The organism is Arthrobacter sp. AOP36-F1-5, assembly GCF_058137995.1.
In genome coordinates, this window is sequence record NZ_CM176892.1 from 1127816 (window position 1) to 1149263 (window position 21448).

General features: G+C 61.1%; 17 protein-coding genes and 1 pseudogene. 11 read left to right on the top strand and 7 right to left on the bottom strand.

Features of this window, described 5'->3' with window-relative positions:
- Window positions 1–112 precede the first annotated feature (112 nt).
- Both AC3ZI9_RS05200 and AC3ZI9_RS05205 read left to right on the top strand, forming a co-directional pair.
- Window positions 113–1066 carry a hypothetical protein gene (locus AC3ZI9_RS05200; protein WP_444554225.1) on the top strand — a complete coding sequence of 318 codons (954 nt, stop codon included), beginning with the start codon at window positions 113–115 and terminating at the stop codon, window positions 1064–1066.
- 10 nt (window positions 1067–1076) lie between these two features.
- Window positions 1077–2165, top strand: a complete 1089-nt coding sequence (locus tag AC3ZI9_RS05205; RefSeq protein ID WP_444554224.1) for a 4-hydroxy-3-methylbut-2-enyl diphosphate reductase — start codon at window positions 1077–1079, stop codon at window positions 2163–2165.
- A gap of 311 nt (window positions 2166–2476) precedes the next feature.
- On the opposite strand, the gene AC3ZI9_RS05210 is transcribed toward AC3ZI9_RS05205, so the two are convergent.
- The gene (locus AC3ZI9_RS05210) at window positions 2477–3733 is read right to left on the bottom strand and encodes a DNA recombination protein RmuC (protein ID WP_444554223.1); all 1257 of its coding nucleotides are present in this window, start codon (window positions 3731–3733) and stop codon (window positions 2477–2479) included.
- A 54-nt stretch (window positions 3734–3787) separates the two neighbouring features.
- On the opposite strand from AC3ZI9_RS05210, the gene ychF reads away from it, so the two are divergent.
- Window positions 3788–4873, top strand: coding sequence for a redox-regulated ATPase YchF (gene ychF, locus AC3ZI9_RS05215; RefSeq protein WP_489923931.1), 1086 nt, complete (start codon window positions 3788–3790; stop codon window positions 4871–4873).
- Between the two features lie 74 nt (window positions 4874–4947).
- Here ychF and AC3ZI9_RS05220 read toward each other — a convergent pair whose 3' ends face one another.
- Both AC3ZI9_RS05220 and AC3ZI9_RS05225 read right to left on the bottom strand, forming a co-directional pair.
- Window positions 4948–5160, bottom strand: coding sequence for a helix-turn-helix transcriptional regulator (locus AC3ZI9_RS05220; RefSeq protein WP_086990707.1), 213 nt, complete (start codon window positions 5158–5160; stop codon window positions 4948–4950).
- Between the two features lie 2 nt (window positions 5161–5162).
- Window positions 5163–5636, bottom strand: a complete 474-nt coding sequence (locus AC3ZI9_RS05225; protein WP_086990705.1) for a hypothetical protein — start codon at window positions 5634–5636, stop codon at window positions 5163–5165.
- A gap of 384 nt (window positions 5637–6020) precedes the next feature.
- Here AC3ZI9_RS05225 and AC3ZI9_RS05230 point away from each other — a divergent pair, with 384 nt between their 5' ends.
- Entirely contained in the window at window positions 6021–6473 is a 453-nt protein-coding gene (locus tag AC3ZI9_RS05230; RefSeq protein ID WP_096146704.1) for a hypothetical protein, read from the top strand.
- Window positions 6474–7037: 564 nt separating this feature from the next.
- Here AC3ZI9_RS05230 and AC3ZI9_RS05235 read toward each other — a convergent pair.
- From AC3ZI9_RS05235 to AC3ZI9_RS05245, 3 genes are all read right to left on the bottom strand, one after another.
- Window positions 7038–7325, bottom strand: a complete 288-nt coding sequence (locus AC3ZI9_RS05235) for a transcriptional regulator (RefSeq protein WP_096158597.1) — start codon at window positions 7323–7325, stop codon at window positions 7038–7040.
- A 1-nt stretch (window position 7326) separates the two neighbouring features.
- Window positions 7327–7758, bottom strand: a complete 432-nt coding sequence (locus AC3ZI9_RS05240; RefSeq protein ID WP_095796338.1) for a hypothetical protein — start codon at window positions 7756–7758, stop codon at window positions 7327–7329.
- 477 nt (window positions 7759–8235) lie between these two features.
- Window positions 8236–9537, bottom strand: a complete 1302-nt coding sequence (locus tag AC3ZI9_RS05245) for an integrase core domain-containing protein (protein ID WP_489923932.1) — start codon at window positions 9535–9537, stop codon at window positions 8236–8238.
- 566 nt (window positions 9538–10103) lie between these two features.
- On the opposite strand from AC3ZI9_RS05245, the pseudogene AC3ZI9_RS05250 reads away from it, so the two are divergent.
- The 3 genes and pseudogenes from AC3ZI9_RS05250 to AC3ZI9_RS05260 all read left to right on the top strand — a co-directional run.
- Window positions 10104–11087 (top strand): annotated as a pseudogene (locus tag AC3ZI9_RS05250) (IS481 family transposase); the annotation flags it as partial.
- A 167-nt stretch (window positions 11088–11254) separates the two neighbouring features.
- Window positions 11255–12799: an AAA family ATPase gene (locus AC3ZI9_RS05255; RefSeq protein ID WP_489923933.1), complete on the top strand. Its 1545-nt coding sequence runs from the start codon at window positions 11255–11257 to the stop codon at window positions 12797–12799.
- Window positions 12796–13416, top strand: a complete 621-nt coding sequence (locus AC3ZI9_RS05260; protein WP_489923934.1) for an HNH endonuclease — start codon at window positions 12796–12798, stop codon at window positions 13414–13416. The genes AC3ZI9_RS05255 and AC3ZI9_RS05260 overlap by 4 nt, the downstream gene beginning before the upstream one ends.
- 458 nt (window positions 13417–13874) lie before the next feature.
- Here AC3ZI9_RS05260 and AC3ZI9_RS05265 read toward each other — a convergent pair whose 3' ends face one another.
- Entirely contained in the window at window positions 13875–14207 is a 333-nt protein-coding gene (locus tag AC3ZI9_RS05265; RefSeq protein WP_489923935.1) for a transposase, read from the bottom strand.
- A gap of 675 nt (window positions 14208–14882) precedes the next feature.
- Here AC3ZI9_RS05265 and AC3ZI9_RS05270 point away from each other — a divergent pair.
- From AC3ZI9_RS05270 to AC3ZI9_RS05285, 4 genes are all read left to right on the top strand, one after another.
- The gene (locus AC3ZI9_RS05270) at window positions 14883–15098 is read left to right on the top strand and encodes a helix-turn-helix domain-containing protein (RefSeq protein WP_489923936.1); all 216 of its coding nucleotides are present in this window, start codon (window positions 14883–14885) and stop codon (window positions 15096–15098) included.
- A 241-nt stretch (window positions 15099–15339) separates the two neighbouring features.
- Window positions 15340–16908: a type I restriction-modification system subunit M gene (locus AC3ZI9_RS05275; RefSeq protein ID WP_489923937.1), complete on the top strand. Its 1569-nt coding sequence runs from the start codon at window positions 15340–15342 to the stop codon at window positions 16906–16908.
- Entirely contained in the window at window positions 16905–18080 is a 1176-nt protein-coding gene (locus tag AC3ZI9_RS05280; RefSeq protein ID WP_489923938.1) for a restriction endonuclease subunit S, read from the top strand. Before AC3ZI9_RS05275 ends, AC3ZI9_RS05280 begins: the two co-directional genes overlap by 4 nt.
- Window positions 18077–21211: a type I restriction endonuclease subunit R gene (locus tag AC3ZI9_RS05285; protein WP_489923939.1), complete on the top strand. Its 3135-nt coding sequence runs from the start codon at window positions 18077–18079 to the stop codon at window positions 21209–21211. The genes AC3ZI9_RS05280 and AC3ZI9_RS05285 overlap by 4 nt, the downstream gene beginning before the upstream one ends.
- Window positions 21212–21448 lie beyond the last annotated feature (237 nt).

A 21448-nucleotide genomic window follows, 5' to 3' on the forward strand; every position in this document is an offset into this window, starting at 1 on the left:
GTCCCGCGGCGGCGGACGGGTTCGGGTTCTCCACGGCTCTTGCTCCCCGGTCTCGTTGCGGCTCCGGCAGTCGTCCGGGCCCATGTACATGCATACCAGTAGGCTGGGATAAATGGCGTACGCCCGGCCGGGCGTGCCGAGGCAAACCATCCGGGAAGGGGAGGCCGTGCGCTCCATCGGACCCGTGGTGCTCATGATCCTGTCGGCGCTTCTGGCTGGCGGGGCCGTCACCGGATCCTCCATCGATCGAATCGCACACACCGCCGGACCGGCCCGTGAGATCGCCGGGGGCCTCCCCACAGACCAGGACGTCAGGGACGCACTGCCGCAGGTGATGATCGATGGAATCCACGAGGCCCTTCCCGGCAGCATCGAAGTACCCGAGATGTTGGTCGAGCCGCTGAACAAGGCCAGTGCACGGGCCGTGGAGGTGGTGCTGGACAGTGAAGGTTTCGAGCCGGCCTGGCTTGAAAGCATCGATGAATCCCGACAGGCCTATGTGGATCGGCTCTCCGCGGTGCGGAACGGCGCGGCGGAAACGGCGCCGGCCACCCTTGAACTCGGCCCCGTGGTCGATCTCGGCGTCGAGGGCCTCAAGGAGGCGGCCCCCGGGGTGGGGCTGGGGCTGGTGATCGATTCGCTGGGCCAGGACATCACTGCCTCCGTTCCCCTGGATCTCCCGTCCGCCGATCCGACGGTGGCGCAACGGGTGGCCACGACGGTATGGCTGGCTGGTTCCTGGGGATGGGCCGCCGTTGGCTCGGCGATCCTGGCATTAGCCGGACTGGTGCTGGCCCGGCCCCGGTCCCGGGGAGGGGTCGTCGCCCTGGGAGGAGCGGTCGTCTGCCTCTGGTCGGCGGCCCTGTTGATCCTGGCGGAGCGTCTCGCCCCGGACGGCGCGGTCCAGGCCTCGGAGGGGCTGGGCGCGGTGGCCGGATCCCGGATCATGACCGGGCTGGCGGAGCAGGTGCAGGGCGTCGGAACGGCCTCACTGGTGGGTGGGGTAGTGGTCCTGATTGGCGGGGTTGTGATCCGGCTCCTCGTGGGTCGTGGCAGGAACGGATAGCATGGATGGCATGTCCATCAGTTCTGCCGCCCCGGTTTCCGTGCCCATGCCACAGGTGCCCCGTCGTCGTCGTTCGCCCGAGGAGGTAGCCGCCGTTGCCCCCGTTGAGGGACCCAAGAGGGTCCTTCTGGCCGCCCCGCGGGGTTATTGCGCCGGCGTTGATCGGGCGGTGATCGCCGTGGAAAAGGCCCTGGAACATTATGGGGCCCCGGTGTATGTCCGTAAACAGATCGTGCACAACGTCCACGTCGTGTCCACATTGGAGGAACGCGGAGCCATCTTCGTCGAGGAGACCGACGAGGTCCCCGAAGGCGCGCTCGTCGTGTTCTCGGCCCACGGGGTGAGCCCCGCCGTCGTCCAGTCCGCCGAAGACCGCAATCTGCGGACCATCGACGCGACCTGCCCCCTGGTCACCAAGGTCCACCGCGAAGCCGTCCGGTTCGCCAAGGCCAAGAACCACATCCTGCTCATCGGCCATGCCGACCACGAAGAGGTCGAAGGGACCTACGGGGAGGCCCCGGAGAGCATCACGATCGTGAACAACCCGGCGGAGGCCCGTACCGTCGAAGTCGAGGATCCGGAGCACCTGATCTGGCTCTCGCAGACGACCTTGTCGGTCGACGAGACGCTGGAAATGGTGGATATCCTGCGCGAGCGGTTCCCGAAACTCCAGGATCCGCCCAGTGACGATATCTGCTATGCCACCTCCAACCGCCAGACGGCGATCAAGAAGATCGCCCCCGAGGCGGAACTGGTGATCGTCGTTGGCTCGTCCAACTCCTCCAACTCCGTGCGTCTGGTCGAGGTCGCCCTTGAATACGGGGCCAAATACGCCCACCGGGTCGACTTCGCCCATGAGATCGACGAGGCATGGTTCGAAGGCATCTCCAGCGTGGGGATCTCTTCGGGCGCCTCGGTTCCCGAAGTCCTCGTCTACGAGGTGCTCGAACTACTCGCCGATTACGGGTTCGGTCCCGTCGAGGAGATCGTCACCGCGCAGGAGGACATCATCTTCTCGCTGCCCAAGGAACTGCGGGCCAAGCTCAAGGAAGCCGGCGACACCTCGACCGGACTTGGCGGGCACGGAACCGCGAACTAGGCGTACCTGCGCCGCACGAGAAGCACGTCATGACCGCATCGAACGGCACCAAGGCGCACGTCTTCGATGCGGCCGGTACGGAAGTGGCGGACCCGGAGCGGGGTGCCGCCCTCATCCAATGGACCAACCCGCTCGAAGGTACCGATGGCGGACTTCGACGGACCTGCCGGGGATCCTGGGAACGTCCCGGGGAAATAGGCGCTCGATGCGACCGGCCCCGGCCGCCGTGCGATTAGGCGGAAATCCACCGTACGCAACATTGTGGACGATTCCCCCCACGGGGCCCGGCGTGCGGCATCGGATCCTGCCGTCTAAGCACCTGCCCCGCTGCGTGGTTCCGCGGGCTGCTCCTGCGTGGGCCGCTCGGCCTGCAGGAGCTCACTGGCACTGAGGACCCGGGGAGTGGACTCCAGGGGCGGCACGGACAGCCCGGCTCCATCGGTGGAGGACAACCCATGGCCCGGGTCCAGGTTCTGGATCCGACGTACCGAGGGCAGGACCCTGGACTCAAGGGTTCCGACGAACGAGTTGTAGCGTTCAACGCTGGACTTCAGCGAGGATCCCAACTTCGTCACATGGGATCCCAACGTGCCCAAGCGGTTGTAAAGGTCCTTGGATTCGTCGAAGAGGGCCCTGGCGTTTTCCGTGAGCAATTCCTGGCGCCAGGCGAAGGACAAGCCCTTGAGGATGGAGAGCAACGTGGCCGGTGCGGCCAGGGCGACGTTCTTGGAGAACGCATGATCGAGGAGCTCCGGATCACTGGTGACTGCTGCGGCGAGGAAGGATTCCGCCGGTAGGAAGCAGACCACCAATTCAGGGCTGGCGGCCAGGGATTCCCAATAGGCCTTCGACCCCAGATCGTCGACATGCGCCCGCAGGGCCTTGGCATGGGCTTCGAGCAGCGTCCGCCGTTCGGCCTCCCGTGACGGTTCCGCCAGGAGATCAATCTCCTGGGCCAATAGGTAGGAATTGAGCGGGACCTTTGAATCGACAACGACGGATTTGCCGCCGGGCAGGGTGATGACCATGTCGGGGCGCTTGCCGTCGGACGTGGTGACCTGCTCGTTGAAATCCACCCGGGACAGCATCCCCGCTGCTTCCACCACCCGGCGTAGCTGGACCTCGCCCCAGGTGCCCCGCGCCGACGTGTTGCGCAAGGCCCCGGCCAGTGACGACGTCGTCCTCAAAATGGCGGCGTCTTGCTCGGCTGCCATGTTCAACTGCTGGCTGAGCTGGCCGTATTGCTCGACCCGGTCACGTTCGAGGACCGTCACCTGCTGCTGGACCTGCTGGAGCTTCTCCGCCACGGGAGCCAACACCTGCAGCACCTTCCGTTCGTCGCCGTCGCGTTGGCGTTCAGCGTCCTGCCGGGACTGGAGCGAATCAATGTGGCTGTGTGCGGTCGCCAACGCCGATTCGGCGGTGGCGAGTTCCTGCGTGGCCGTGCGGTTCTCGTGATTGAGGACGGAAAAACGGTCCCTGAGCCCGAGCATCCAGAGGCCGAAAGCCCCGAGAACCAGGCCCAATAACAACGTGAGAGTCGACACAACCCATGCAAAAGCGTCCATGGGTCCACTGTGCCAGTCCGCGCCGACACATTGCGGCAGGTAGAGTTGTCTCCCGTGGCACTTACTATCGGAATCGTCGGACTGCCCAATGTCGGCAAGTCAACCATGTTCAATGCACTGACCCGCGCGCAGGTTCTCGCGGCGAACTACCCGTTCGCCACGATCGAGCCCAACGTCGGCGTCGTCCCCCTGCCGGATGAGCGGCTGAAGGTCCTCGCCGGGATCTTCGGATCCGAGCGCATCCTGCCGGCAACGGTGTCGTTCGTGGACATCGCCGGAATCGTCAAGGGCGCCTCCGAGGGGGAGGGGCTGGGCAATAAGTTCCTGGCCAACATCCGCGAAGCAGACGCCATCTGCCAGGTCACCCGGGCGTTTGCTGATCCTGACGTGGTCCACGTCAACGGAGAAATCGACCCCGCCGGAGACATCGACACCGTCGCCACGGAGCTGATCCTGGCCGACATGCAGACGATTGAAAACCAGCTGCCGCGGCTGGAGAAGGAAGTCAAGGCCAAGAAGGCCGACGCCTCGTTGCTGGCAGCCATCAAGACGGCGCAGGAAGTGCTGGAAACGGGCACCACGCTCTACGCCGGCGCCGCAGCAGCCAAGCTCGATCTCGCCGAGATCGCTTCGCTGCAGCTCATGACCACCAAGCCATTCATCTACGTCTTCAACATGGACGAAGAAGCCCTCGCCGACGAGGCCCTGCGCACCCGACTGAGTGAACTCGTGGCTCCGGCCGAGGCGATCTTCCTGGATGCCCAGTTCGAATCCGACCTGGTCGAACTCGAAGAGGACGAAGCCGCGGAGATGCTGGCCGACGCCGGCTATGAGGAGTCCGGCCTGGATCAGTTGGCCCGCGTCGGGTTCAACACCTTGGGGCTGCAGACTTATTTGACGGCAGGCCCGAAGGAATCACGTGCCTGGACGATCCCGCAGGGGGCCACCGCGCCTCAGGCAGCCGGAGTCATCCACACCGACTTCCAGCGAGGATTCATCAAGGCCGAAATCATTGGTTTCGAAGACCTGGTCGCTGCCGGGTCAACCGCTGCCGCCAAGGCCGCCGGCAAGGCACGTATCGAAGGCAAGGAATACATCATGAAGGACGGCGACGTCGTGGAATTTAGGTTTAACGTCTAGTCTTTAGCGCTTTTGATGCCCCGGTTTCTTCTTAGAAACCGGGGCATTTTTGTGTCCTCGATACATATCGGGCCTCAGCTCGGCCGGGCGTCTTCTCCTTTGGGATCGAAGAGTTCCTCGATCCTGCATTCGAAAACCTCGGCCAGACGGAAAGCTAGCGGCAAGGATGGGTCAAACCGTCCGCGTTCGATGGAGATGACTGTTTGGCGGGAGACTCCGAGTTCATCGGCGAGGCGTTGTTGCGACCATCCGCGGTCCTGTCGGCGTTCGTGAAGCGAGTTCTTCACGGTCAGCCCCGCTTCTTCGCCATGAGGTACCGCACAATTGTACTGAAGAAGGCAACCCAGACGACGCCGATGAGCGCCCAGGTGACATCGAGTTCGAAGCCGGTGATGACGAGAGTAGCAAGCGCGAATCCTGTCAGCATGATCGTGTCGCAGAGCGCACCAGCCATAGCGGCTTCCAGCCACTTTGACTCGATCGATTCATCTGGCCTGTCGAGTGCCCCCCGCAGGCTTGAGTGATCCACGACTAGGGCCCAGATGAGGCCGATGAGCCCCCAGGACATGATGAGGGTGAACACGCCGGCAATGATCAAGGCCTGCTCGCCCTGGGAGACTCCAGTCAAAAGTGTGAGCGCACCAACTCCCGCGGCCAGGATCAGCCCGGCCGGGATCGCAACAGCCATCGCGGGGATGCGCCCTCCGGCGAACTTGATGCGGCCCCAGCGCGTTCGGGTGTCGGTTCGTGGTTCGGTGCTCATAGTCTCTCCGTTGTGAAGCTCGTTTGACATGTGAAGCTAGCTTGACATGTACAGCTCGCTTTACGCAAGTTGACGATTCCGAGCTTGTCCTGCCGCCGCATGCGCTGGGCCGTAGACCCCTCCCGTGAGGTTGGTATGTGCGGCGACGTGTGCGAGTGGCGGTTTAACGTCTAGTCGCGTTTCGCTTTAACGTCTTATGCAAGCGCCGGATCCCTGTCGGGGTTCGGCGCTTTGCTACGGTGAGCTAGGAGTGCAATCGTTGCCGAATGGCAGACGCGTGGTGTGCATCGCTGGCTTTGGTTGATCCAGCAGCGCCCGGTATTGGCTCACCTGACAATGTTAGGGGTTTCGGATCGCGTCGAGATTGCGTGATAAGGTGGTTCGATGTCTGACGTGAAAGTGCGATCGGTGCAAGCTGTATCAACGCTTTCTCTAGCGTTGGCGGGAGTGCTGTTGCTGCCAGGGTGCTCGACGGCAAGTTCGTTCGAGGCCGAGCTTGAGGATATCTCTTCGAAAAGTAGAACGTTTAATTTGCCTTCGAGTGTCGGTGGCGACATGGCTTGGGATGAGTTGCTCATCGTCTGTCCTTACGCCGAGCCGAAGGGCGATGTTCATCCAGTGCTTGCCGCTGCAGCTTCTGAAGTAGATGCCGACAGCTCTGACGACTTGCAGTGGCTAATATTCCGCAGCAACGAGGACGTCAGCACTCTCGAACTGTCCCGCATCGACTTTGATTTCTGCTCACGTTCCTTCTCTGCTGAAGAGACGTTCAAGCCGGAGGCCCAGTGGGAAATGATCGAAGATGACGGGGCTTCCGTGATCGTACCCGCGGAGTAACGCGTTTTAGCTGATTGGCTTCTCATTGAAATCAATGATTGAAAGCGCGTGGAGCAGCCTTCGTGGACGAACCATGAAAATGGCAATATCACGCGCCTTCGACCAGTCAGTGACGAGATCACTCCTGTCAAAGGTTGGCACCTGTGGGCACTGCTGCGAATGGCGGCACAATACAACCTCTGCGGGTAAGAAGTGAACCGGTGGTCGCGCCAAAGGTTCGCTAACCGCGGCGACGTGGTGGAGTTTCGGTTTGCGCTTTAACCTCTGGTTGCGGCCACTCCAAGCCTGACGTCCGTTGCCTCACGCTGAATCGATCAGCGTGACCGTGTGGTCGCATGGCGCAGGAAGTGCGATGTGATCATCGCCGAAGGGCATGTAGTTGACGGAGTGCAGACGTCCATCGGCGACCCAGAGCCCGAGAAGCCCGTGCGTTTCCGCGGCGTCCTCGCCGCTGCAGGATGTCGAGCAGCGCGTTCTGCGCGGGGCTGAGAGTCTCGCCGATGCGGCGGTGGTTCTGGGCGCTCAAAGCTCTCCGGTCTTCGAGGGCGACACTGTTCGCAATACTCATCTTCCGGCAATGCGATTTAGGGTGGACACCAGGTTGCGGAACGTCCCTCTGCCCTCTGGCGTCAGCCGCACCAGCGTTGTTCCGTAACGGTTCTTGCGCTCCTTGGAGATCTCCACCAGGCCTCGATCCTCCAGGTCCCGAAGCACCTTCGACAGATCGGGCATCGACAAGCCCGTCGTCTCCTGCAGTGCGGAGTAGTCCGCTTGCTCTACCTGGCTCAGATGCGAGAGAGTGACGAATCGCTTGGGCGCGACCAGGTGTGCATCGATTTCTGCATACGACATGTCAGCGGCGGATCAGAAGCACGACATAGAACACCAGCCATGCCGCAGGGGCCAAGCCCGCGAAGATGAACGCTTCAGGGAACGGAATCGTCTCGCCATGCACGAGGCCCCGCCAGACGGGGATCAGGAGCCAGACGGCGAATGCTGCGGAGATGATGGTCCCCTTTAGCCTGGGCTCGTTCGGCTGGCTCAGTCGCTTGGAGATCCAGACGTTTGACGTGACGATTGCGCCTAAGGTGAGTGGGATGGCCCACCAGGGAAATCCGCTCAGCGCGAGAAGCCCGGACGCGAATGACAGCGCGATCGTGGCAATCGCGCTCAGATGGTCACCGGCGCTGAAAACTCGCCGAGGTCTCGGCGGCATTGAGTCAAGCAGGCGCTGTGCTTCGATGGCAGTGACGTTCTGGTGCTCGCTCGGTTCGGCGTCCTTCATGGTGCCAAGATAGCAACTAGTTGCAGAAAAAGAAAGTAGTGCTTTGGGCTGTCGGCCCCAGAGGTTGGTTTGTGCGGCGACGTGGTGGAGTTCCGGTTCAACGTGTAAAAAGCGCCTCTGACCAGGGGTTTTACCTTCTCGGCTTCCTGTTGGGGTCGACGGACGAGTTTCGATCTACCATCAGTTGCTTAGCGTTCATGCCGCTGACCTGCGGTTTTAGTCGGACCCTGCGGAACCTCCGCGGGGGCCGACACTCGTTTCTGCGGTGCGGGAGCGTCGCGGGCAAGCACCCCGGATGGTCAGTTCTGGGGAGGATTCGAGTTGTTCGACGCGCGATCTCTCGCTAGTTGCGCTGACTCAAAAATAGGTCTGACTCAAAACTCGGAGCTCGACGGGGATCGATCGTTGCAGGTGCTCTGTGATGTCTCAGGACTTCGATGACAGTTCTGTATCAGGACATCGGTGACAGTTGATGTCTCAGGACATCGGTGACGGTTCGGGATTCTTCGGTGGCCGGCCTCGGCGTTTGCCGCTCCGTTGACCCGTGTGCTTGGACGCGTATCGGATGCCGAGCGGCGGCCAAGCATGCTCGGCCAGGATCTCGCCGTGGAGGTCGACGAACGTGACGCTGGCCTGTTCGACGAGGACGTGCACTTCCTGCTGGGCATGGGGCTGGGAGACCTGGAACGCGACGCCGTGAAGGGTGATCGTGCCGTTGCTGTTCACCACCCGTGTTCGTTCACCGGTCTGGATGACCCGCTCCCGGGAGAGATCCCGGGAACGCTTCTTGCTGTCCCCGGCGATTTCGATGGTCAGGCTGGGCTCCACGACAGGCCGGGGAGACGGTGCCGGCTCCGTCGCGTCCCAGGCCTGGCGGGGTGTGATCCGTCCGGGAAGCCCCTGGTGAGGGCGTTGCTCGTTATAGATGACGTCGAACTCGTTGACCTGAGCTTGGAGCTCCTCGATGCTTCCAGCGATGGGCTGTTTGTCCAGCCAGCGGAATAGAGTCTGGTGGAATCGTTCGTTCTTGCCCTGCGTGGTCGGCTTGTAGGGCCTCCCAGTGATCGCCTCGACTCCCAGCGCGGTCACGTGGATGACGAGTTGGCCCTTCATCCCACGGCGCGTGGGGTTCAGCGCGGCTCCGTTGTCGGTAAGCAGACGCTGCGGAGTCCCGTAACGCGCGGTGCCCTTGTTGAACACCGCGATCGCTGCTTCAGCGGTCTCGCTGCCCGCCACGTGGGAGGCGACCGCGAGGCGCGAGTGATCGTCCTGGAGCTGGAAGATCACGCAGGTCCGGCCATTGGTGAGGACGTACTGGGTCGCATCCAGCTGCCAGCACGCGTTCGGTGCCGGATAGACGAACCGCCGCCAGGACGCGCGAGGCCGCTTCCTCGGCTCCAGTCGAGCCACGCCTCGTTCGCGGAAGATCCGTGCCAGGGCCGCGATCGATGGCGCTTCAAGTCCCATCGTTTTCATCCGGTCGTGGACGCTGATCGGACCGTGATCCAGCCCTGACGCTTCGAGCGCGGCGCGGACCTGAACAGCCTGGTCCTTGACCTCTTCATCGAGCTGGCCCGGGGAGGTATGTGGTCGTTTGGTGCGGGGCTCGAGCACGGCCGCGGGCCCATCGACGCGGGCGCGAGCACGGAGGGGGTAGAACGTCTTGCGCGAGATGCCGTGCTCGACGCAGAACGTGCTCACCGACCCGCGCGGTGCGTCATCAGGCCACCGCGAGATGGCCAGGCGGACAGTGGGATCGACGGGCTCGTTTCTGCTCACCGCCCATTTTCACCGGCGAAGTGTCACCACCAAGAGCCCCGGAAGTGTCACCGATGTCCTGATACAGAACTGTCACCGATGTCCTGCGACATAACACTTGGCAGGCCCCTGCTTGGTGTCCTCGCGACGGACCTACGGAACCCCTTGAGCCCTCAAGCTGAGACCGTAGTCGGCATTCTGCCGAGGGCAACTGCGTCGCACAGGATCATGTGCTTCGTACTGAAGTGGCCGAGCGGGGCCGGCCACGAGAGAGGTTATTCGGCTTCGGAACGCGGTCAAGTTTCGGTTTAGCGTGTAGCTCGTTTGGCTTGTCTGACGGCCCCGTCTGCTTCGGCAGGCGGGGCCGTTTCTGCGAACGCAGGTCCTCGTATCCCGACGGAATCAGGGTTTAGTGGCCGTGGACAGCGCTCACTGCGGTGATGCGCCGCCGCTGCCGAGCACCGAGGGTGTGTGTCGCTGTTGTGGGTCATGACGTTGTAGTCACGTAGCAGGGATGAAGGAACGGGTCCCTGACCGGCACGATGGGTGGTGCTGAAGCCGTCCATCTGCTGGAAGAGACCCGTTCCATGACCCACCGTAATTCGCCGCTGACCCCTGCCGGAAGACTCCGCCTGGTCCTACGTGTCGAAGACGATGGCCGACCCATCTCCCACGTCGCCGCCGAAGCCGGCATCGCCCGCGCGACCCTGACGAAGTGGGTCCACCGCTACCGCCATGACGGCCCCGAGGCGCTGGAGGATCGCTCCAGCGCCCCGGTCAGGCGACCCTCGCGACCACCGATCGAGGTCCTCGAACTCATCGACGCCTGGAGGCGAGAGAAGAAGTGGTCGGCCCGCCGTATCGTGCTTGAGCTCGCAGGCCGCGGTCACCACTACTGCGTTCGCACGATCGGACGCTGGCTCGAACGACTGGGGATCTCCCGGCGTCGGGATCTCGACCCGACCGGGGAAAACAACCGCGAGACCGGGAAGATCATCGCCCGGTTCCCGGGTCACATGCTCCACCTGGACGTGAAGAAGGTCGGACAGATCCCCGACGGTGGCGGCTGGCGACTCCACGGCCGCGGTAACGCGAAGAAGGGCAAGCAGCGCGTGGGCTACACCTACCTGCACTCCGCGATCGACGGCTACTCCCGCCTGGCATACACCGAGGCCCTGGAGAACGAGACCGCCGCGACTACTATCGGATTCTTCTCCCGCGCCAGGGCGTTCTTCGCTGCTCACGGCATCACGAGACTGGTCCGGGTGGTCACCGACAATGGTGCCAACTACCGGGCGAAGACGTTCGTCCGCACCGTGAACGCGCATGCTTCACGCCATCAGCGGACCCGGCCCTACACGCCCCGGCACAACGGCAAAGTCGAGCGCTACCAGCGGATCCTTGCCGAGGAATGCCTCTACGCGCACGCCTTCTACTCCGAGTACGAGCGGCGCGAAGCGATCAGCGTCTGGGTCCACCATTACAACTATCATCGGCCGCACACCGCCTGCGCTGATCAGCCCCCGGCCAACCGCGTCCACGAACGTGTAGACAACGTCATGACCTCATACATCGGGCCTGAGCCCGGGCTTGGATGTGCGGTACTGGTGCATCTCTTCAGTTGGACGCATTCGGCGCTGACGGACAGGGAGGGGTGCTGTATATTAGCTACCGGGGGACTCACTGCTCAAGCTCTGTGACGGTGTTGAGCAAACGTGCTTCTTGGATTGCAAATTTCATGGAGGAAGCAACTTCGATGGTCGGTTTTCGTCTGCTCTCACTGGAATACAGAAGCGTCGACAGGCGGAGCTCTGCGCAAATCGAAGAGGGGGCTTTCGAGCGAGAGCTTGTTATCTCGCCCCCACCCGATACTTCCTCGACAGAAGAGTCCTGGACGTCGGTGGTCCTGGGCAGGAACGGGCTTGGGAAAAGTCGAGCATTGGGCGGCGTTGCGGCGATGTTCGCAAACGCTCGCTACGGCCAGCTTCCGCGTGAGAGACGCTCGTATACGCGATCCAGCAACCGGACTGTTTGGCGGATTCGATACGTGCTTCGTGAGGACGAATGCGAGCTCGTTGGCGTCGAGGGTGGCGAGATCGTTGGCAGATTGAACGGTGAGTCTGTTCCATCAGGGATTATTCCGTTGCCGTCGAGAGTGATCGCACTCAGTACCACTGTGATGGACAAGTTTCCATTGCCGCCTCGCCTGAGCCTGGAGGATGATTTAGAGGCGGATCGGTTCTACAGCTACATGGGGCTAAGGGACAGGACTGGAAGAGCGTCGCCGACCGGTGCTGTACACCGTGCGCTGGAATCCCTGATGGACGCGGCGGAATCGAGCAGAGAGCGGAGGTCCCGGGTTGCTGATGTCTTTCAATTTCTTGGATACGAGCCTTGGGTTGAGCATGCTTACGATTGGCGGCACCCGGGCCTAAGGAGTGGCGGTAAGAGTGTAAGAGAGCTGATTGACGATAGCGAGGCCCGGCGCGCAGGGACATATTCTGGTGAGAGGCTGAGGCGGATTTGGGACAAGGACCCCGAGGCGGCGAAGTCTTTGGACGCGATCATCGAGAAGCTTCGGTTCGATTCAGAAGATCGCTACCTACGATTTGTCCTGGATTTTGAACAAGATGCATCGACGGACCGTTCCCGCAGCCGCGACATCCAGCTCCTGAGGCAGGCCGGATTGATCAGGTTACGATCTGCGGAACTTCAGGTTGTGGAGGGAAAGACGCGAATAGATTTGCGCGAGATTAGTTCCGGTGAGCTTTCACTGGTGACAGCATTCTTGGGGATTGCTGCCGTGATTCGGGACGACGCTTTAGTGCTCATAGACGAGCCCGAAGTGAGTCTTCATCCTGAATGGCAAGCGCAGTATCTCGGGCTATTGTCGGAGGTCTTCGCGAAGTACTCAGGCTGTCATTTCGTTGTCGCCACACACTCGCCATTGGTTGTATCTGACGTGCCATCCGCCACAGCCAATGTGCTTTCTGCGGACCCCCAGCGGCCGGTTGCTAGCCCCGGCCATGAATTTTCGGGCGATTCAATTGACGAAGTGCTTGTTCGGGCTTTTGATGTGCCTGGAAAGAACAACTTGTTTCTGAAGCAGCTTCTGGTGGAGTCTCTACGTATTGCAGCGGATGGCGAGTCTGATACAGAACGCTTCGCAGAGCTCCTGAACGTCCTTGGGCCACTCGCCTCCAAACTAGAGGAGGGCAGTCCAATGCGGGATCTGATTTATGGGCTTGTTGAGCTGCGGGAAGGCGGCGAGGGGCAGTCATGATTTTTGAAGCGGTGTCGTTCTCAGCGGCACACTTGGCTGCCATCGGCCAGCTGTCAGCCAATGGGAGAAGCGTTTCCCCGAACGACTGGGAAGAAGCGGCACTTCGTGAAGTGAAGGCCCACATTAAGCGCCATTATATTGCGGCGCAAGCGACTCGATGCTGTTACTGCAATCGGCATCTTGGTTCGGACAATCATCGTGTATGGGATATCGAACATGTTGTTCCAAGATCTAGTCATTGCCGTTTCATGTTTGAGCCGCGAAATCTGGCAGCATCGTGTCCGGATTGCAACCTCCACAAATCAGATAAAAAGGTGCTCAATAACGAACGTCGCATGTCATATCCGGATGGTTCGTCCCACTTCAAGATTATTCATCCTCACTATGACAAGTTCGCAGACCACATCTTCAATTCGCAATACATTTATGTGGGGAAGACCGAGAAGGGGAAAGCGACGATTTATGCTTGCGACCTTCTTCGGTTTGCCCAGAAGTACATCGACTGGACCACCGAGATCGGCGATGACCGATTTGAGGGCGAGGTTGACACAGTAATGCGCGGAGGCCTTCACGGCGCGCTTGAAGTGCAACGACTTCAGGCGATTCTGGACGACTGATTCTCGCTATGATCGACCTTCACCGGCTGCTTTGATGTTGGCGCACGGCATCGGGGGATCCTGCGGGGGACGACATCTCAGCACTCTATGCCGGTGCGAGTCGACGATCCAGACGTTGCTCCGTGCCGGAATGCGGTCGAATTTAGGTTCAATGTCTAAAAAGCGCCTCTGACCAGGGGTTTTGCCTTTCGGCTTCCTGTGGGGCTCGACGGACGAGTTTCGATCTACCATCAGTTGCTTAGCTTTTGTCTCGCTGACCTGGGGTTTTAATCAACCTCTGCGGAACTCCCGCACAGGTCGATTCTGATTCCCTCGGTGCGGCAGCGTTCTTGGTAGGCAGTCTCGGCTGGCCAGTTCTGAAGAAGATTCGAGCCGTTCGACGCACGATCTCTTGGTAGGTGCGCTGACTGCAATAAGCAGCCTGACTCAAAAGTGGGTCGTCTCAACGACGCCGCAGTTCACTGGGGCAGGTCTGGTTCCGCCAGAGTGCGAGTGATCTCGTCCCACTGGGAGCTCGCGATCAGTTGGTTGTGCCGGCGCAAGGCGGTCTGCCATGACCCGAACTCAGCTGGGAGCTCGCGCCACGAGATGCCGGTGCGGGTCTTGTAGAGAGCCGCGTCGACGATCGTGCGTATGTCAGTGCGTGGCCGCCCGCGGCGAGCGCCCTCTTCTGTGTGGACGATGTGCTTGATCCAGCTCCATTGCTCATCTGTGAGTCGTTGATAGTCGGGCTGGAGGCCCTCGATGTCGCTGCCGCCGTCACCAGCCTTCGCCTGGTCATCGATTCGCACGGCTTTGACCACGCCGCGGATGACAGCGCATTAGGTGCATTGGACGGTTGGCTCAACGTAGCGAGGGGAATGCCCGACCAAGGTCTCGACGTGCTGGCAGGTCAGTTCCACTCGCCAAGTGGCGCTGCGGTCGATGTGCAATGAGGGTGGGTATAGGAGCTGTCGGAGCTCATCGCGCTGAGTCGGCGAAAGTGGCGGGAACGGGCAGCACAGATGGCAGTGCTCCACCCTGTTGTTCTCGAGACGCCAAACCCCCATGTTGCATGCCGTGTGCTCGGCTCGGAACTCGGCGTTGTCGGCATCGATCAGCGCAAGGCTCTCTTCATCAGTTCCCAGGGCTGGCTCACCGAGAAGGGCACGCCCACACGCGCGATATGGTTCGCCCGCTGCATAGGCTTCGTACGTCAGCTGCAGGTCGTCGTCTGCCCGCTCCATCCGCTTTGCCTCCGCTGCTTGAGCCCACGATTCCGAGAGCAGTGCCCTGCTGAGTGGTTTGTGCAGGACGCGGGGGAGAGCCGTCGAGCTCCCGTCGGGCACCTGCTGCGAATCGGGCATCGTCATGCTCTCCTTCGAGGTCTGATGCGGCCGCAGTGCGAGTCGTGCGCGACCCGTCTCGACCGCACTGGAAGCGATAACTTCCTGGAAGTCATGACTACCAGACCTGAGGCTGGTCGTGTGACAGATCCACTGAAAAAGGTGCTCGGAGCGCAGGTGCGCGATCTGCGCCTTGCGCGCCGTCTGTCGCAAGAAGGTCTCGCCGAGGAGCTCGGTGTCTCGACTCGGTACCTCGCCGGCATCGAGCGCGGGGAGCGCAACCTCACCCTGGATTCGGTCGACGCCCTCGCCGAGCAACTCGGCGTCGAGGCGCGTTCGCTAATCATTCGGCCTTGATGCCCGCTGCGTGAGCTGGAGGGTCGCGGCGTCACGTCGGAGACCGACGCACTGCTCGAGTGCCGGGTCACGTTCCCGATGAGTGGCCGCGTCGACTCGCTGAGCGTGACGGCGACAGCGGCAGTGGCGTTCTACGCGACGCGGTGATGATGAGGGAAGCTCGAGTGTCAGTGGCACCCGATATAGTGAGAGCAAATAACCCAACACCGTGATTGCGCAGTGGCGCGGAGGAGCACGACCTATGGCACCGAGCACCAAAGAGGCGCAGCGAGCTGAGTTGCACAAGACGATCTGGCGCATCGCGAACGACCTGCGTGGCAGCGTCGACGGGTGGGACTTCAAGTCCTACGTGCTGGGCATGCTGTTCTATCGGTTCATCTCCGAGAACCTCACGGCGTACCTCAATAAGCACGAGCATGATGCGGGCGACGTGTCGTTCGACTACCGGCTGACGGCGGATTCCGACGCGGAGTTCGCACGCGACGAGGTCGTCGCGGAGAAGGGGTTCTATATCCTGCCCTCCGACCTTTTCGTCAACGTTCGCAAGCGTGCGGCGCGGGACGAGAACCTCAACGAGACGCTCGAGCGGGTCTTCAAGAACATCGAGGCGTCGGCGCTGGGTACGGATAGTGAGGACGACATCAAGGGTCTATTCGACGACCTGGATGTCAACAGCAACAAGCTCGGCTCAACGGTCGCCAAGCGGAACCAGAAGCTGGTGAAGTTGCTCGACGCGATCGGTGATCTTCCGCTGGGGCGGTGGGAGGACAACTCGATCGATCTGTTCGGTGACGCCTATGAGTACTTGATGCAGATGTACGCCGCCAATGCGGGAAAGTCCGGTGGTGAGTATTACACGCCGCAAGAGGTCTCCGAGCTGCTGGCGCGCATCACGGTCGTCGGCAAGAAGCAGGTCAACAAGGTTTACGACCCTGCCGTCGGCTCGGGTTCGCTGCTGCTGAAGTTCGACAAGGTGCTCGGCAAGAACAACGTCCGCCAGGGGTTCTACGGTCAGGAGATCAACCTGACCACGTACAACCTGGCGCGGATCAACATGTTCCTGCACGACGTCAACTACGCCGACTTTAAACTCGCCCACGGCGACACACTCCTCGACCCCGCCCACTGGGACGACGAGCCGTTCGAGGCGATCGTCTCCAACCCGCCCTACTCGATCAAGTGGGAGGGCGATGCCAACCCGCTCCTTATCAACGACGAGCGGTTCGCGCCGGCCGGTGTCCTCGCGCCGAAGTCGAAGGCCGACTTGGCCTTCACCATGCATATGCTGAGCTGGCTCGCCGTCAACGGCACGGCGGCGATTGTCGAGTTCCCTGGCGTGCTGTACCGCGGGGGAGCGGAGAAGAAGATCCGCCAGTACCTCGTCGATAACAATTACATCGATGCCGTCATCCAGTTGCCGCCGGACCTGTTCTTCGGGACGACGATCGCGACTTGCATCCTCGTGCTGAAGAAGTCGAAGAAGACCAGCGACGTACTGTTCATCGACGCATCGGCCGAATTCAAGCGCGTAGGCAACAAGAACAAGCTGCTCGAGGAACACCAGACGAGGATCCTCGACGCATTCACAACGCGCGAGCCCGAAGATTACTTCACCACGATCGTCAGCAATGAAGACATTGCAGCTAACGACTACAACATTGCGGTGTCTTCGTACGTGGAGGCCGAGGACACTCGCGAAGAGATCGACATCGTGGAGTTGAACGCTGAGATCGCGCGCATCGTCGCGCGTCAGGCGGAGCTACGGACAGCGATTGACGAGATCGTGGCGGACCTGGAGGGTTCCAAGTGAGCCGCATCGATGAATTGATCCAGGAGCTGTGCCCGGGCGGGGTGCCGATGTTGACTCTAGGGGAATTGCTCGATTATGAACAACCGGGCAAGTACCTCGTCGCATCGACGGACTATCGAGACGACTATCCGACGCCTGTACTGACTGCCGGGCAGACCTTCGTGCTTGGATATACGAATGAGACTCATGGCATCTACCCCGCTTCGGACGTCTCCCCGGTGCTGATATTCGACGACTTTACGACAGCGTTTCGCTGGGTCGACTTCCCTTTCAAGGCGAAATCGTCTGCGATGAAGATGCTTACGCTCAGACCCGAAGCGCCTGCGTTGCTTCGCTTCGTCTATCTCGCTATGCAGTGCATAGGATTTGAGCCGCAGGATCATGCACGACATTGGATCGGAAAGTACTCTGCCTTTCGAGTCCCGGTGCCGCCTTTCGAGGTGCAGCGGGAAATCGTGCGAGTACTGGATAAGTTCACCCAGCTGGAAGCGGAGCTGGAAGCGGAGCTGGAAGCGCGGCGCGCCCAGTACGAGCACTATCGATCACAGTTGCTTGACGGAGCCGGAGCGAACGCTGCACTCGTCCGGCTCGGCGACCTCGGTCGTATCGTCACTGGTCGCACCCCTAAGTCGTCTGATGCATCAGCCTGGGGGACAGAAATTGACTTCGTCACGCCTAGCGATATCCGCAATGGCATGAAGAGCGTCACAACTCCCGACCGTCGGTTGTCCTCCGCGGGAATGGCGGCGATGGTAAAGGCGGTTATCCCGGCAAACTCCCTTCTTGTGACATGCATCGGCGCAGACATGGGCAAGACGGTTATAAACGCGAACGATTGTGTGACTAATCAGCAGATCAACTCGATCGTCCCGATCAAGGATGTTGTCGTGGAGTACTTCTTCCACTTGTTGACATCTATGCGTGAGCGACTGCGCGCTCAGGGCGAGCGCGCTGGCGGAACGATGCCGCTCATTAATAAGACCGACTTCTCAAAGATTGAAGTCCCGGTCCCTTCGCTCGAAGTGCAGAAGCGTGTGGCGGCTAAGCTTGACGACTTCGACGCCCTCATCAACGACATCAGCATCGGTCTCCCGGCCGAGCTCGCTGCTCGTCGCAAGCAGTATGAGCATTACCGTGACCGTCTCCTGACGTTCAAGGAGTTGGCGTCATGAGTGAGGCTGCAGCACTGAAGTTCGATCCGATCGCGGTCTCGTCGGAGAGCACGGTCGTCGCGGAATTCGTCCAGGATCCGTCGCAGGCTGATGCATACCAGTCGGAGTCTGCGCTCGAGAAGGAGATTATTCGGCTCCTCGAAGGGCAGGCATATGACCACCTGTCGATCAAATCCGAGACAGATCTGGTCGCCAACCTCCGCACACAAATCGAGAAGGTCAACAAAATGACCTTCTCGGATGCTGAGTGGGAGCAGTTCTTCACGACAAAGATCGCAGGTGCTAACGACGGCATCGTCGAAAAGACGGTACGTGTCCAGGAGGATCACGTCCAGATTCTCAGGCGCGACGACGGGACGACGAAGAACATTGCGCTGATCGACAAGACGAACATTCACAACAATCAGTTGCAGGTCATCAACCAGTACGAGATCGGGCGCGGCGGGGGTGACACCGGAGAGGGGGGTGCGAGGTACGCGAATCGGTATGACGTGACCGTGCTCGTCAACGGACTGCCGATGGTGCACATCGAGCTGAAACGGCGTGGCGTGGACATCCGGGAAGCGTTCAACCAGATCAATCGCTATCAGCGAGACAGCTTCTGGGCGGGCTCGGGCCTGTTCGAGTACGTGCAGCTGTTCGTGATCAGCAACGGCACGCTCACGAAGTACTACTCCAACAGCACTCGCAACAGGCACCTGGCCGAGCAAAAGAAGTCTGGCGGTGCCGGCAAGGGCAGGAAGACGAGTAACTCATTCGAGTTCACCAGCTGGTGGGCCGACGCGAACAACAGGCCGATCACCGAACTGACGGCGTTCGTGAAGACCTTCTTCGCGAAACACGCGCTGTTGAACATCCTGACGAAGTACTGCGTGTTCACCGCGGATCGCGACCTGCTCGTGATGCGGCCGTACCAGATCGTCGCGACCGAGCGGATCCTGCAGAAGATCCAGATCTCGACGAACTACAAGACGCTCGGCACTGTAGAAGCCGGAGGGTATGTGTGGCACACGACCGGATCGGGCAAGACACTTACCTCGTTTAAGGCAGCGCAGCTCGCGTCGAAGATGCGGAGTGTGGCCAAGGTGCTTTTCGTCGTGGACCGCAAGGACCTTGACTACCAGACGATGCGTGAGTACGACCGTTTCGAGAAGGGCGCGGCGAACTCAAACACGTCGACGGCGGTACTGAAGAAGCAGCTCGAGGACCCCGGTGCGCGGATCATCATCACGACGATCCAGAAGCTGTCGACGTTCATTAAGGCGAACAAAGGCCACGAAGTGCTCTCGGGCCATGCGGTGATCATCTTCGATGAGTGCCACCGGTCGCAGTTCGGCGACATGCACACCGACATTACGCGCGCGTTCAGACGGTACAACCTGTTCGGGTTCACCGGCACGCCGATCTTCGCCGCGAACGCCGGCAGCGGTGGCAACCCTCAGCTGCGCACGACCGAGCAGGCGTTCGGCGACAAGCTCCACACGTACACGATCGTCGACGCCATCACAGACAAGAACGTGCTGCCGTTCCGGATCGACTACATCAACACCATCAAGGTCGGGAACCCCGACGACTCACAAGTGTCAGCGATCGACCGTGAGCGAGCGCTCCTAGACGTGCGTCGGATCCGGGACGTCGTGGCCTACACCCTGGAGCATTTCGACCAGAAGACGAAGCGCTCATCGAGCTACGAACACGGCGTCGTGACGAACGTCGCCGACTCAGTGCGGGGCCGCCGTCAGGCGGAGGCTCTCAAAGAGCGGAAACGAGTTCGCGGATTCAACGCGCTGTTCGCCACCGCGTCGATCGATGCCGCACGTCGTTACTACAACCAGTTCCAGCTGAAGATGTCGGAACTGCCACCGGACAGGCGTCTGAAGATTGGCCTGATCTTCAGCTACGGCGCGAACGGGGCCGAAGCCGACGGCATTCTCGATGATGAAACGTTCGACACCGATGCGCTCGACGGTGACACGCGCTCGTTCCTGGAGGACGCGATCCAGGACTACAACGACATGTTCGGGACCAGCTACGACACAAGCGCGGAGCGGTTCCAGAACTATTACAAGGATCTTTCCCAGCGGATGAAGAACCGCGAGATCGACCTGGTCATCGTGGTGAACATGTTCCTCACCGGCTTCGACGCGACGACCCTGAACACGCTGTTCGTCGACAAGAACCTCCGAGCGCACGGACTGATCCAGGCGTACTCGCGCACGAACCGCATCCTCAACTCGGTGAAGACCTACGGCAACATCGTCGCCTTCCGCGACCTCGAGGAAGAGACGAACGCTGCGCTGGAGCTGTTCGGCAACAAGGACGCCCGCGGCGTCGTCCTGTTGAAACCGTACGGCGACTACTACGGCGAGTATGTCGACAAGGTCACCGAACTGCTCACGCACTTCCCAATTGGGCAGCAGATCGTGGGGGAGCAGGCGCAAAAGGACTTCATCCAGCTGTTCGGCACGATCCTGCGACTGCAGAACATCCTCACGTCCTTCGACGACTTCGACGGCAACGACCCACTGACCGAGCGACAGCGGCAGGACTACACCAGCATCTACCTGCGGCTCCGCGACGAGTACACGCGCGACCGCGACAGCGACAGAGAAGTCATCAACGACGACGTCGTGTTCGAAATCGAGCTCGTCAAACAGGTCGAGATCAACGTCGACTACATCCTCATGCTCGTCGAGAAGCTCCGCGCCGAGAAGGGCGACGGCGACGACAAGGAAGTCCGTGCCGAGATCACGCGCGCGGTCGACGCGAGCCCGACCCTGCGCAGCAAGCGCGACCTCGTCGAGGACTTCGTCGAGTCGGTGTCGCTGCAGGGCGCGGTCGATGAGCAGTGGCAGTCGTATATCTCCGTGAAGCGCGAGGCTGAGCTTCAGGAGCTCATCGAAGCGCACAAGCTCAAGCTGGAGGAGACGCAGTCGTTCGTGGATGAGGCGTTCCGGGACGGACAGCTGCGCACGGCGGGAACTGAGATCACCCGCATCTTGCCGCCAGTGTCACGGTTCAACCGCGAGTCCAACCACGGCGACAAGAAGAAGCGGGTCATCGAAGCGCTCTCCAGATTCTTCGAGCGGTTCCGCGGACTTGCCTCGGGGGATGAAGAGTCTAGGGACTGAGGGCAGCAATGAGTGGGATCATGGGCTCATGACCGAGGACAACCCCGAGCGCGCGCCGAAGGTCATCCGCTGTGAGCACTGGTCTGAGGGGCTTGGTCGCTTCGGCGGCTGGCACCACCACGAGGGCCCTCACGCGTGCGACTGGGGGAACCACGATGGCGAGTGTCCGTACTGGGTCAGCGTTGGCGGTAGGCCAAACCTCCCATCTCGGTAGAGGGAGTCGGGTAGCCATGCCAA

Coding starts and splice junctions, on each gene's coding strand:
- AC3ZI9_RS05210 (WP_444554223.1), bottom strand. CDS start 3,733: ATGGACGCTTTTGCATGGGTTGTGTCGACTCTCACGTTGTTATTGGGC.
- AC3ZI9_RS05225 (WP_086990705.1), bottom strand. CDS start 5,636: ATGAGCACCGAACCACGAACCGACACCCGAACGCGCTGGGGCCGCATC.
- AC3ZI9_RS05275 (WP_489923937.1), top strand. CDS start 15,340: ATGGCACCGAGCACCAAAGAGGCGCAGCGAGCTGAGTTGCACAAGACG.
- AC3ZI9_RS05230 (WP_096146704.1), top strand. CDS start 6,021: ATGTCTGACGTGAAAGTGCGATCGGTGCAAGCTGTATCAACGCTTTCT.
- AC3ZI9_RS05285 (WP_489923939.1), top strand. CDS start 18,077: ATGAGTGAGGCTGCAGCACTGAAGTTCGATCCGATCGCGGTCTCGTCG.
- AC3ZI9_RS05260 (WP_489923934.1), top strand. CDS start 12,796: ATGATTTTTGAAGCGGTGTCGTTCTCAGCGGCACACTTGGCTGCCATC.
- AC3ZI9_RS05235 (WP_096158597.1), bottom strand. CDS start 7,325: ATGTCGTATGCAGAAATCGATGCACACCTGGTCGCGCCCAAGCGATTC.
- AC3ZI9_RS05200 (WP_444554225.1), top strand. CDS start 113: ATGGCGTACGCCCGGCCGGGCGTGCCGAGGCAAACCATCCGGGAAGGG.
- AC3ZI9_RS05255 (WP_489923933.1), top strand. CDS start 11,255: ATGGAGGAAGCAACTTCGATGGTCGGTTTTCGTCTGCTCTCACTGGAA.
- AC3ZI9_RS05205 (WP_444554224.1), top strand. CDS start 1,077: ATGTCCATCAGTTCTGCCGCCCCGGTTTCCGTGCCCATGCCACAGGTG.
- AC3ZI9_RS05240 (WP_095796338.1), bottom strand. CDS start 7,758: ATGAAGGACGCCGAACCGAGCGAGCACCAGAACGTCACTGCCATCGAA.